General features: G+C 62.8%; 11 protein-coding genes. 6 read left to right on the top strand and 5 right to left on the bottom strand.

Annotation, left to right across the window (positions count from 1 at the left end; translation table 11 throughout):
• Positions 1-21 precede the first annotated feature (21 nt).
• Entirely contained in the window at positions 22-1944 is a 1923-nt protein-coding gene (locus tag AC4GYV_RS12735; RefSeq protein ID WP_491101606.1) for a potassium transporter Kup, read from the bottom strand.
• Between the two features lie 124 nt (positions 1945-2068).
• Here AC4GYV_RS12735 and AC4GYV_RS12730 point away from each other — a divergent pair, with 124 nt between their 5' ends.
• From AC4GYV_RS12730 to AC4GYV_RS12710, 5 genes are all read left to right on the top strand, one after another.
• Entirely contained in the window at positions 2069-3610 is a 1542-nt protein-coding gene (locus AC4GYV_RS12730; RefSeq protein ID WP_491101071.1) for a DUF4118 domain-containing protein, read from the top strand.
• The gene (locus AC4GYV_RS12725) at positions 3600-4289 is read left to right on the top strand and encodes a response regulator (protein ID WP_491101070.1); all 690 of its coding nucleotides are present in this window, start codon (positions 3600-3602) and stop codon (positions 4287-4289) included. Before AC4GYV_RS12730 ends, AC4GYV_RS12725 begins: the two co-directional genes overlap by 11 nt.
• Before the next feature lie 129 nt (positions 4290-4418).
• Positions 4419-5825, top strand: a complete 1407-nt coding sequence (locus tag AC4GYV_RS12720; protein ID WP_491101069.1) for an epoxide hydrolase family protein — start codon at positions 4419-4421, stop codon at positions 5823-5825.
• Positions 5826-5877: 52 nt separating this feature from the next.
• Positions 5878-6864 carry an alpha/beta fold hydrolase gene (locus AC4GYV_RS12715; RefSeq protein WP_491101068.1) on the top strand — a complete coding sequence of 329 codons (987 nt, stop codon included), beginning with the start codon at positions 5878-5880 and terminating at the stop codon, positions 6862-6864.
• Between the two features lie 121 nt (positions 6865-6985).
• The gene (locus tag AC4GYV_RS12710) at positions 6986-7165 is read left to right on the top strand and encodes a hypothetical protein (protein ID WP_491101067.1); all 180 of its coding nucleotides are present in this window, start codon (positions 6986-6988) and stop codon (positions 7163-7165) included.
• Between the two features lie 21 nt (positions 7166-7186).
• Here the strand turns inward: AC4GYV_RS12710 and AC4GYV_RS12705 are convergent, their stop codons facing one another.
• The 4 genes from AC4GYV_RS12705 to AC4GYV_RS12690 form a co-directional block, all read right to left on the bottom strand.
• The gene (locus tag AC4GYV_RS12705; RefSeq protein ID WP_491101066.1) at positions 7187-8080 is read right to left on the bottom strand and encodes a TSUP family transporter; all 894 of its coding nucleotides are present in this window, start codon (positions 8078-8080) and stop codon (positions 7187-7189) included.
• A 69-nt stretch (positions 8081-8149) separates the two neighbouring features.
• Positions 8150-8536: a DUF1801 domain-containing protein gene (locus AC4GYV_RS12700; RefSeq protein WP_491101065.1), complete on the bottom strand. Its 387-nt coding sequence runs from the start codon at positions 8534-8536 to the stop codon at positions 8150-8152.
• A 62-nt stretch (positions 8537-8598) separates the two neighbouring features.
• A complete protein-coding gene (locus tag AC4GYV_RS12695) occupies positions 8599-8895 on the bottom strand; it encodes a hypothetical protein (protein ID WP_491101064.1) in 297 nt (98 codons plus the stop codon).
• Between the two features lie 36 nt (positions 8896-8931).
• Complete coding sequence (locus tag AC4GYV_RS12690) at positions 8932-11325, bottom strand: PAS domain-containing protein (RefSeq protein WP_491101063.1); 2394 nt, start codon at positions 11323-11325, stop codon at positions 8932-8934.
• Positions 11326-12062: 737 nt separating this feature from the next.
• Between AC4GYV_RS12690 and AC4GYV_RS12685 the strand changes: the two genes are divergently transcribed.
• Entirely contained in the window at positions 12063-12605 is a 543-nt protein-coding gene (locus AC4GYV_RS12685) for a DUF3617 domain-containing protein (RefSeq protein WP_491101062.1), read from the top strand.

Below are 12605 nucleotides of genomic sequence, written 5' to 3'. Positions count from 1 at the left end.
TCGGAAAGTGCGGGTTGGCGCTTAGATCTGGAGTTGGCTTCCAAGCTCGACGACACGATTGATCGGGAGCTTGAAGAACTCCATCGCGCTTTCGGAACTCTTCAGCATCCACGCGAACAGCTTCTCGCGCCACAAGGTCATTCCCGGCACCTTCTTCGACGGGATGAGCTTCTGCCGGCCAAGGAAGAAGCTGGTGCTCATCATGTTGAAGGGTTCGCCGCAGGTCTTGATGCCGGCGAGATCGCGCGGGATGTCAACCTCCTCCATGAAGCCGTAATGCAGGATCACGCGGAAGAAGCCTTCTTCGGCAGCATGCAACTCTACCCTCTTCTCCTGCGGGACATGAGGCACTTCCTCGACGTTCACGTGGAGGATCAGCACTCGCTCATGCAGCACCTGATTGTGCTTCAGGTTGTGGAGCAAGGCGGCCGGGACGACTTCGGATGAGGCCGACAGGAACACCGACGTGCCGCGCACGCGGTGCACCGACTTGGTTACCGACTTGATGAACACGGGCAGCGGCAAGGCCGAGGTCGCGAGCCGCTCGCGCATCAGCTGCCGCCCCTTCGCCCAAGTGGTCAGGATGGTGAAGCTGATGGCGGCAATCAGCAGCGGGAACCAGCCGCCGTCGGGGATCTTGGTGATGTTCGACGCGAAGTATGCGCCGTCGACGATCAGGAAGAGCGCAGTCAGGCCCACCGCTACGAGGCGGTTCCACTTCCACACGTAAAGCATCATGACGCCGAGCATCACCGAGGTGATCAGCATGGTGCCGGTAACCGCGATGCCATAGGCGGAGGCCAAGCGGCCGGACTCGCGGAAGCCGATCACCAGGATAACGACCATCGCGAGCAAGCCCCAGTTCACTGCCGGAATGTAGATCTGGCCGAGTGCCTTCTCGCTGGTGTGCTCTGTCTTCAGCCGGGGCAGGAAGCCGAGCTGCACCGCCTGGTGTGTCACCGAGAACGCGCCGGAGATCACCGCCTGACTGGCAATGATAGTCGCGACGGTCGCCAGGAACACAAGCGGAAGCCGCGCCCATTCCGGAGCGAGCAGGTAGAAGGGGTTGGTCGCCGCCGAAGGGTGGCTGAGCAAAAGGGCGCCCTGACCCATGTAGTTCAGCACAAGGCAGGGATAGACCAGCGTCAGCCAGCTCATGTTGATGGCCTTGCGCCCGAAATGGCCCATGTCTGCGTAAAGGGCTTCGGCGCCGGTCACCGCCAGGAACACCGATCCTAATGCCAGGAAGGCGAGCTTCGGATTGTAGGCGAAGAACTTCACTGCCCAGATGGGATTGAGGATCCCGACGATCTCCGGATGCGCCATGATGTTCACGACGCCCAGGGTAGCGAGTACCGCGAAATAGAGGATCATGACCGGGCCGAAGAGGTTGCCGACCTTGGCTGTGCCGCGGGACTGCACGAGGAAGAGGCCGACGAGAATGGCGATCGAGATTGGTATCACGGCGGGCTGAAGCTGCGCCTGGACGATCGTCAGGCCTTCGACCGCCGACAGAACCGAAATCGCCGGCGTGATCATCGCATCGCCGTAGAAGAGGCAGGTCGCCAGGACGCCAAGCATGATCAGGGTGGGCGCCCACTTCTTCTTGCCCTCCAGATTGCGCGCGATCAGCGACAGCAGAGCGAACGAACCGCCTTCGCCGCGATTGTCCGCGCGCATCGCGACCCCGACATATTTCAGGCTGACGATCAGCATCAGCGTCCAGAAGATCAGGCTGAGCACGCCGAAGATGTGCAGCGGATCGACGGCAAGCGGATGCGGCCCGAGGAAGCTTTCCTTCATCGTGTACAGCGGCGAGGTACCGATATCGCCGTACACCACGCCAATCGCGCCAAGCATCAGCTTCGGCAGCGTTTCCTTCGGCCCGTGATGGTCAGGCATATTGTCGGCGTGCGGCGCGGGGTTCGACACTTTTGCATCCATCGCGCTCATGTGGGCTGCACTCGCATAAAGATTCTATGTGGATTCAGGCCAGGAATAGTGAGCGAGGGGCAAGAACGGCCCCTCGGCTATGGACCTCGAGGCTGTGGAGGCCGATTTATCAGCCATGGCGAGACATGATCCGCTTCCAGCTTTAGGCGAGCGCCCGGAGCCGAATATCCTGCGCGTGATCCAGAATTATGCGGGCGCGCTCGCAATGGTTGCCGTTGCCACCTTGATCGGTCTTTGGATCGCGCCTCGGTGGGGAACGGCCGCGGTGGACATGGTCTATCTGCCCGCCGTTCTTGCGGCCGCTGCGCTCTGGGGCCTGGGGCCCGGACTGGTCGGCGGGTTCGCCGCAGCTCTCGCCTACAACTTCTTCTTCACCGCACCCGTCCACACGTTTCGGATGGACCGCGTCACCGACGTGGTGACTGTCATCGTTCTGCTCGCGGTGGCCTTGGTGACGAGCCAGCTTGCGGCGGCGATCCGCGCCCAGGCTCGTCTCGCGGCCGCTCACGCTGCCCGTAATGCCACTATAGCCGGCTTCGCGCGTCAGCTCCTGACTTGCAGCACCGAGCAGGAGATGGCGCATGTCGCGTGCGCCGAGCTGAACCGCTTGTTCAACTGTAACGCGATGATATTGTCCGGTGCGCCAAGGCCGACCGTGATCGCTGCCGTCCCGGAGGGCAATCGCCTGACGCCGAGCGACGTGGCCGCGGCGGCGCTGACCTTCGAATCTGGCGCTCCTGCAGGCCGCGGTACCGACAGAAGCCAACCTGCTGAGTGGCAATTTCATGCTGTGCGCGCGAGCGACCGGGTGCTCGCGCTGGCTGGGGTCGCGCGAGACGACGGCTCGATTCCTGTCGGGGACGACGATCTGCCGCTCCTCACCAACCTGCTCGATCAATTAGCGCTCGCGATTGAGCGCGTGCGCGCAGAGGGCGATCGGCACGAGGTTACATCGCTTCGTGAGCGGGATCGCTTGCGTTCGGCGCTGCTTTCTTCGGTGGGCCACGATCTCCGCACGCCGCTCACATCCATCATCGGCGCGGCCGCCGAACTTCGCCGCGAAGGCGCGGACGATCCTGCGTTGGTCTCGACCATCGAATGCGAATCCGCGAAGCTGGAGCGGTACATCTCCAACCTGCTCGACATGGCTCGCATCGAAGCGGGCGCCGTCGCCTTGCATGTCGAAGCAGTGGATCTGGTCGATGCCGTATCCGCTGCGCTCAAGGATCTCAGGAACATTGAGCAGCAACGGATCGACATCGATCTTCCGCCCGATCTCCCGCTCGTCAGAGCGGACCCGCAGCTCCTGCATCATTGCCTCATCAACCTCGTCGACAATGCCTGGCGCTACTCTGGCGACGGTAACATCCGGATCGCCGCGACGAGCGGCGGCAGCGAAGTGCGGCTCACCGTCGAGGACGAAGGCCCCGGCATTGCACAGGACGGCGAGCGTGCTCTCGACGCGTTCAGCCGCATTGCCGGCTCCGATCGCAAAGGAGGCGCGGGGCTCGGCCTCGCGATTGTGAAAGGCTTCGCCGAAGCGATGGGCGCGAAGGTTCTAGCCGCCAACCGCTGGGAGGTGAGCGGCGCCAAGTTCACGCTGCTATTCCCACCAGCGTTGGTCATATCATCCGTGGAAGCGGCGCATGGCGGCTAGTCTCGCCAAGGTCCTCGTCGTCGATGACGAGCCGCAGATTCGAACGCTCCTGAAGGCGACGCTCGGTCGCGCAGGCTATGCCGTCGTGGAGGCCAGCAATGCGCGCGAGGCGCTGAACGCCAAGGCGATAGACAAGCCCGACCTCGTCCTTCTCGATCTTGGCCTGCCCGACCGCGACGGGCTTGAGCTGGTGACTTTGCTCCGCCAGGAGCCACGCTCGGCGCTGATCGTGGTCTCCGCCAGGGATCAGACCGATCAGAAGGTCGCCGCGCTCGATCTCGGTGCCGACGACTATGTGACCAAGCCGTTCGACACGGAGGAGCTGCTAGCCCGGGTGCGCGCTTCTCTCCGCCAACGCCTCGCATCGGAAGCCGAACGCCAGGTGGTCGAGGCGGGGTCAGTGATCATCGATCTGCTCGCCCGCAACATCCGCCGCAACGGCGCCGAAGTGCACGTCACGCCGAAGGAATGGGATCTCCTGGCCGAGCTCGCGAAGCATCCCGGACGCGTCCTCACCCACGAGAACCTACTGCGTTCCGTCTGGGGCCCGGCGCATGTCGGCCAGACCGAATATCTCCGCGTCGCCATTCGGGGCCTGCGCCAAAAGCTCGAGGAACAACCCTCGCTTCCGACGCTCATCATCAACGAGCCAGGGGTCGGCTACCGACTGATCGCCTGACCCCCGATTTACCCCGGTTGACCCGACTCGCGCTCGAAGAGCAGGCCCGCCTCCGGCCCGCGTGCTCCGTTGCGCACCAGCATTCTCCACGGCCGAGTGATGCGTCTCAGCTTGCTCAGGAGAATGAATATGCACGGATTCCGTCCGCTGATTGCCCGCCGCCATTTCCTGGCTTCGACTGTCATCGGATCGGCCGGTCTCTTCATTCCGTTCTCCGCCGCGAACGCTTCCACGCGACCGCCATCTCCACCGCCCGGTGCGCAGACAGTCACCGAAGCAACGCCGACGCCAACGGTGACCATATCGGACACATCCGTGATCGGGGCGGCCGCAGCGGAGCAAAGCGGCGACACCTCGATCCGCCCGTTCAAATATCATGCGACCGACGCCGAGCTCGCCGACCTCAAACGGCGCATCAAGGCCACTAAGTGGCCGGACCGCGAGACGGTGAATGACGACACGCAAGGCGTGCAGACGGCGACCATGAAGAAGCTCGCCGACTTTTGGGCCAACCAGCACGACTGGCGAAAGGTGGAAGCGAAGATCTTCTCCTATCCCAACTTTGTCACCAACATCGACGGCCTGGATATCCACTTCATTCACGTGAAGTCGAAGTATCCCAACGCGCTTCCAGTGATCATCACTCACGGCTGGCCCGGATCGATTATCGAGCAGCTGAAGATCATCGAACCGCTCACCAACCCGGCCGCCCACGGCGGCACGGCGGCGGATGCGTTTGACGTCGTGATCCCGTCGCTGCCGGGCTACGGCTTCTCCGCCAGGCCGACCACGCCCGGATGGGATGTGCCGCAGATCGCGAAGGCTTGGGCAACTCTGATGAACCGGCTCGGCTACAACCGCTACGTCGCCCAAGGCGGCGATTGGGGCAATGCGATCAGCGAAACGATGGCGCTCCAGCAGCCACCTGGCCTGCTGGCAATTCACACCAATATGTCGGCGACGCTCCCCGAGCCGATCCGGAAGGCGCTGCCGGCCGGGCCGCCGCCCGCCAACCTTTCGTCTGACGAGCAGCACGCCTGGGATCAGCTGACCGACTTCTTCGTCCACGGCCTCGGCTACGCGAACGAGATGACGCAGCGGCCGCAGACGCTCTACGCCATCGCAGATTCTCCAGTCGGTCTGGCGGCCTGGATCCTGGACCACGACATCCAGAGCTATCGTCTGATCGCCGAGGTATTCGACGGGAAGCAAGCAGGCCTCACCCGCGACGACATTCTCGACAACGTTACGCTCTACTGGCTGACTAACACCGGCGTTTCCTCCGCTCGGCTCTACTGGGAGAACCGCAACGCAAAGGGCGGTTTCTTCGACCCGCGCGGGCTTCCGCTCCCAACGGGCGTCAGCGCCTTCCGCTCGGAGATCTACCAAGCACCGGAAAGCTGGGCGCGCAGCGCATACCCGCACCTGGTCTTCTACAAGGCGCATCCGGTTGGGACGCATTTCGCGGCGTGGGAACAGCCGCAGTTGTTGACCGAGGATATGCGCGAAACCTTCCGCTCGGTGCGCAGCTCCTGATCGGCTAGAGGGCGGCGATGCACGACCTCGCTCCAGCATGGCCCGCCTTGTCATGACCGATCGTCGAACCTTCTGCCGCGGCGCTGCAGCAGCGCTCGCGACAACGCAGCTCGGACGGCTCAGCATGGCTGAAGCCGCGACGCTAGCGCCGCTTCGAAATATCAAAGCTGGAGCGCTGGAGGTCAGCTACGCTGAGGCGGGGCCTGCAAATGGTCCTCCAGTGCTCCTGCTCCATGGCTGGCCGTACGATATCTACGCGTTCGCGGAGGTTGCGACGATCCTCGCGAAACAGGGTTTTCGGCTGATCATGCCCTTCCTTCGCGGCTATGGGTCGACCCGCTTCCTGTCGGCGGAGACCATGCGAAATGGCGAGCCGGCGGCGCTAGCGCAGGACGCCGTCGACCTTCTCGACGCGCTGAGGATCGAACATGTGATCCTCGGCGGCTTCGACTGGGGCGGCCGAACGGCGGACATCGTCGCTGCGCTTTGGCCGCAGCGGGTGAAGGGGCTGGTTGCCGTCAGCGGCTATCTCATCGGCAGCCAGGAAGCGGGAAAGCAGCCGTTACCCCCGCAAGCCGAGTTTCAATGGTGGTACCAATTCTATTTCGCGACCGAGCGGGGGCGGCTCGGCTACGAAAAGAACCGGCGCGACTTCAACAAGCTCATCTGGAAGCTGGCCTCGCCGAAATGGAATTTCGATGACGCCACCTATGACCGGTCGGCGGCATCGTTCGACAATCCGGATCACGTCGCGATCGTCATTCACAACTACCGGTGGCGCCTCGGCCTGGCGGAAGGCGAGGCGCGTTACGCCGACGTCGAACGCAAGCTCGCGTCGGCACCGACGATCGGCGTTCCGACGATCACCATGGAAGGGGACGCCAATGGCGCTCCGCATCCGCCGCCCGAGTCATATCGCGCCAAGTTCACGGGCAATTACGAGCACCGCACGATCACCGGCGGGAGCGGCCACAACCTGCCGCAGGAAGCGCCGGCGGCTTTCGCTCAGGCCATCGCTGATGTGGCGCGGCGGGCATGACCTGACGAGACGGTCAGTAAAGCTACTTAAGTGTTTAAGTGCATTAACGAAATCTCCGATTGGGCATACATTGTCCACAAGGCCGACTCGCGAGTGACCTGTTCGGCCGACGGGGCGGCATATGGAAAAGGACGGCATCTACTTTGGTCGTCGCGCTCAAGAGGAGCGTGAGGCGGCGCGTAATTCAACGAACCGCATCGTGCGGCAACGGCATCTCGAGTTCGCCGACGCCTATGATTATCGAGCGCGTGAGGTCACGGCGCTCGAAGAGCAGTTGATCATTCAGCCCGTCCAGGCCTGACGCCGCCAACCTGCAGCGCAGCTATGTGGCTTCCGCTCGTTCCAAGCTCGGCGATGGCGGCTGATTCCTGCCCGCAATGGCGGACCTGATCATCACGATGGCCGCGTAGACCACTACGACCACGACGAGCCATCGTAGCGTCGTCAGCGGCATGCTCTTGACGATGAAGGCTGCGACCAGAACCGCCGGTATTCCGCCGATGGCAATGCCCGTGGCGACGCGCAGGTCGACTTCGCCGAACGCAATGTAACGGGCGCTAGCGCCCGCACCAGCGAGAGCAGCGCCGCCAGCCATGATCGGGAAGCTAAGCCGCGGGTCCATGCCCATCAGGCTCAGCAGGACCAGCGTCGGCGCGTAGCTGCCGATGCCGAAGTTCAGCAGCACTCCGATGATGAAGTTCGCAACGATCGCGATGGTCATCAGCATCGGCGGCAGCGATGCTGCAGTACCTCCCCCCGGCATCAGGTTGAGGTTGGTCGCAGCATAAACTGCCGCGGCGATGATCAAGGCAACCGCAACGACTGCCTGCACGATCCAAACGCGAGCACGTGCCGCAATAGGCGCGCCGAGCAAAGCTCCCATCAGCAGTGCGATCATGCACCCGGCAAGCAGGAACGGATCGACCGCGACGCCGAGCAGAATGAGGAAAATGATGCCTTGCGCGATTGCCGGCGGCGTGTGCCCGACAAGCATCGTGCAAGGGATGAGCCGATCCGGAACCATGCGCCTGAACTTAAACCAAGCCATGGTCGGCGCGAACGATCCGATGCCCAGCGTGTCGAAGAAGTTGGTCACTGCGCCGAGCACCACGGCCTCGAGCTTAGGTAAAGCTCCACGAGCAATCGCTGCACGCACCAGGATCACCGCATAAGCAATGGCCGCAAGAATTACCGGTATCAGAAGTGCGATCAGCATGGCCGCCCCCGCGCCGCTTCGAGGGCGGTTCAATAGCGCACGCAGGCGTCGGCAGGAATGGCCTAGGGTCTAACGCTTCTTGGCAAGGTTGAGCGCAACAGCGCCTTCGACCAGTTTCTTGAACGCTTTCTCGTCGATTGAATCGCCTTCGCGCAGGTCGAGCGCGCGTCGCGTGTTGCCGTCGAGGCTGGAGTTGAAGAGCCCGGCCGGATCGTCGATCGACGCGCCCTGCGCGAAGGTCAGCTTGACCTTGTCCTTGTACGTTTCACCCGTGCAGATCAGGCCGGCATGTTCCCACACCGGCACGCCCGACGGGTTCGAAGGCTTGCGCCATTTCACGTCCTCGACGATGTCGGGATCGGCTTCCTTGATAAGCGTTCGCAAACGGGAAAGGGTCTCACCCCGCCAGTCGCCGAGCGCCTTGAGTTTGGCGTTGATCTCTTGAGCAGCTGTCATCGGACCTCCTTCCGAACCCACGCACTATGCGAGCTTCGGAAGTGCGGGCAAGCGGCTGAAAGCTAGTATCGCGCCAGAATGAAGGCTCTTGCGGCGCGATATTCGTCCGGCGTCACGCGGCCGTCGTGGTTGGTATCGGCCATGCTACGGAATTCATCGGCCGCGGCTTGCGCCTCATCACTCTCCAGCAAGATGTCGCGGTTGCTGTCGTGGAATTTTAGCGCCCAGTTCATCAGCACCCAGTCCCGTTCGAACAGGTCGCGCGCTTCCGGCCCGACGTGGATGCTAGCCTGCGTCGGCCGCTCTGTAGCGGCCGCGGGTTGGGCTGCAGCAGTTGCAAATAACGCAAGAATGGACACCAACATGCCCGCATAACGCGCGAACCGGCTGCGCGTTCACCGGGGAGTGAGCGCGGATCGGACGGCTTTGTCGAGCGCGTCCGCGCGGAAGGGCTTGGCCAGCACCGGGGCGTCCGGCGCAGCGCTTTTAACGGCCTCGGTTTCGCTATAGCCGGACACGAACAAGATCGGCTGCTCAGGCGCGTCCGCCAGGATCCGGCTCGCCACTTCTGCGCCCGACAATCCGGGCATGATGAAGTCGATTACCACCAAGTCAGGACGGTTTTTCGCGATCTTCGCCAACCCTTCCCGGCCATCGCTAGCTTCGCTCACGCGATAGCCTTGCTCTTCGAGCGTCGTGGCAATGAAAGAGCGAACATCGGGATCGTCATCGATGACCAGCACTGACTGAGGTGCTGGCTTTCTCGAAGGGGCCGCCATCTCTTCCGATCCTCCGGCGACGACGTCCGCAACGACTCCGTCGGCCTTCCGGAAGAGCAATCGCACGCTCGTGCCCTTACCCAATGCGCTTTCGAGTCGAGCAGCTCCGCCCGACTGGCGCGCCATGCCGTAGACCATGGATAGACCGAGCCCGGTTCCCTTGCCGACCTCTTTGGTCGTGAAGAACGGTTCGAATGCGCGCTCCGCAACTTCGGGCGGCATGCCTGAACCCGTGTCACTGATGCAAAGCTCGATATATTCGCCATCCTCGAGCTCGGGATCGTCCTTCACGTTCAGTGGCCTGCTCACGAAGGTGAGAATCCCGCCGTCCGGCATGGCGTCGCGGGCGTTGATGGCGAGGTTGAGGACCGCGACCTCGAGCTGCGTCGGATCAGCCATCACCGGCATCATCACGTCGTCGAGATCGAACCGCTTCTCGATGCCCGGCCCGAGCACGTTACGGAGCAGTGGTCTCATGTTTTGGATCAGCGGCGCGACATGGGTCGGCCGCACCTCGAGCCGCTGTACCCGGCTGAACGCAAGCAGCTGGCCCGTCAACCGCGCTCCCCGCTCCGCCGCCGCCAGCGCATTCTCCGCGTATCGCTTCAGCTTCTGGTCGTTTTCGCGCTTGGTGATGATGTCGAGGCCTCCGACGACGACGGTCAGCAGATTGTTGAAGTCGTGCGCAATGCCGCCGGTGAGCTGGCCGAGCGCTTCCATCTTCTGGCTCTGGCGAAGCTGCTCCTGAGCGGTCTTGAGCTCGGTGACGTCGCGCGCTTCGAAGAGGAGATAGATGATGTCTCCGCTCGGCCCGCGAACCGGCTGTACCGAGACGTCGAGATAGGCGGTCGGAACGCCCTCCCGCTCCATCTTGATGTCGGTGGTGAAGATCTCCCCGCTCGCCGCCTTGGCGATGCCGTCCTTCATCACCTGAACGTGCTGGGGATAGGCACGCATTGTCGGCGCCTCCCACAGCTTCGCGCCAATGCCTTCCTGCGGGTTCGGGTGCCGCCACAGCTCGCGCCGGTTGTTGACGGCGAGCACCGTGCCGTCAGGCTCTAGCAGCACCATCACTTCAAGCGCCGCCTCGAACACGGCGCGGAACTGCGCTTCGGACGAAGCGAGCTGGGCGGTCCGCTCCTCAACCTGGCGGCGAAGTTCCAGCTCCGCTTCCTTGGCCACCGTAATGTCGGTGCCGACGCCGATGAAGCCGATCAGATCGCCTTCGCTCCCGAAGCGCGGTCGTGAGACAGTGCGTAGCCACCGATATTCGCCATCGTGGCGCAGGTAGCGCGCCTCGAGGGTAAACGGCTTCTCTGATGCTTCACCGGCGATGCTTTCCGCCACGACCCGATCAACATCGTCGGGGTGGATCCGATCGCGCCAATCGAGCAGCCGTGCCTCGTCCGGATCGAACTCCGGACCGAGCGCGAACTCGGCATAGGTATCGTTGACGAAGTCGCGCACGCGATCGAGCCGGGTCACCCACATCAGAGCGGGCGCGCTATTGGCGATGCGCCGGAACCGCGCCTCGCTCTCCCGCAGTGCGATCTCAGAGGCGCGCTGCTCCGTGATGTCGGTGATGACGACGACAATGCCGTCGATCTCCCCGGTGGTCGGGTTGAGCCACGGCGTGTAGTTGCTCTGCGCCGCGAGCAGACCGCGCGTCGGGTGGTCGAAGGTCGCAGCGAAACTGACCTGTTCACCAGCGAGCGCAGCCTCGATGAATGCCCTGCGCTCCTCGAACGCCTTCTCGCCCAGCACTTCGCGCATCGAGTGCCCGATCATGTCTCGACGCGGCCGCTCAAACCATTCGGCAAGCGGCTTGTTCATGAAACGGTAGATGAGGTCGCGGTCGACGAAGGCGGTCATGACCGGCAGCAGGTCGGCGAGCGCCATGAGGCCCGGGCCCGTGAACATGCCCTGCGGAAGCTCGAGCGGCAGCGGCTGATCGTCGGGCTGCGGAGCCGCGCCCGATCCCTTGCCAACTATCCGCCCCCCGTCAGCCATGCCGTTATAATTCATCGAATTTTTCGCAGAGTCGATTCACTCATGTCAGTAGGTATTGCGGTTGATGCCGATTTACTCGTGAACTCTACGGTTGTTCCGCATCCGTCTCGATGAACGGCGGGAGGGCGTGCCTCCGGGATAGACCCTGGAACAAACGGCTCGTGCGGCTGTTCATCTTGCATCGCCGGCTCGGGCTGACCCAGCATGCCGGTGGCTGAGAGACCAATCGTCGCGCTCCCGCTGATGAACCGGGAGCTAGACATGGCTATTTCCCACAGGAATGATCTCGACCGCATAGCTGCGGAAACAAGGGATCACATCTCCAGGGCCACTGAGTCGAGGGTGGCTTCAGACGCTCACATCCGTTCTTCACGCGATGCAATATCGCGATCGTTGCAGCTTCTCGCCCAGCGGTTCTTCAGGGGCGGTGAGCTGGAATAAAATTCGCCCAACCCTGATCCAGTTGAGAGCGCTATCATTTCACGCAGATAGGGCGTCGCGATGTCTGCCCCCATTCTGCACCGCCCCAAGATATTCCGAGTTGATCCCATCGAAATAGAACGCGCTTACGCCTCGCTCGAGCGGGCATGGCTTCGCGCTCGAGAGATTCGGGGGCTCAAAGTCTATCCATACGAAAGCGACTGATACCCGCCTCGGCAGTGTACGCGGCGGCGTTGGCTGGTTCTACGAAGGTACATCCTTTATGCTCGCCCCCGGCGCGACAAGGGGGAAAGCAGATGAGACATGTTGCCGTGGTGCCGGTCGTCCTGGCGATGCTCGCCGGCTGCAACAACAAAGGTGTCGAGATGAAGAACGCCTCGGTCGAAGAGGTCGCCAACGCGATGAGCGAGCGCGGCGATGACAAGTTCATCGATCCTGGTCGGTGGCAGCGCACGGTCACGCTCCTTTCGGTTGATGCGCCAGGCATGCCGCAAGAAGCCAAGGACGCGGTCCAGCGAGCCATGAAGCAGCCGCAGGTTCATGAAGTCTGCCTTTCCCCGGAAGAAGCAAAGAGTCCGCGAGAGAAGTTCTTCACCGGCGCCGACAAGAGTTGCCGCTACGAGCATTTCAACTGGGGCAGGGGCAAGATCGACCTGAAGATGCTCTGCGACCACCCGAATGCGAAGCAGACGATGGCACTGTCGGGAACCTACGGGCCGCGCAGCTATTCCATGACCATGACCGCGACCAACGAGGGCAGCACGCCTCAGGAGCAGATGACGATGAAGATGCGCGTCGATGCCAAGAACGTTGGCCAGTGCACGCCCGCGAAAAGCTGA

This window comes from Sphingomonas sp. SP4, assembly GCF_058313375.1.
This window is presented reverse-complemented; position numbering and strand designations above follow the sequence as displayed.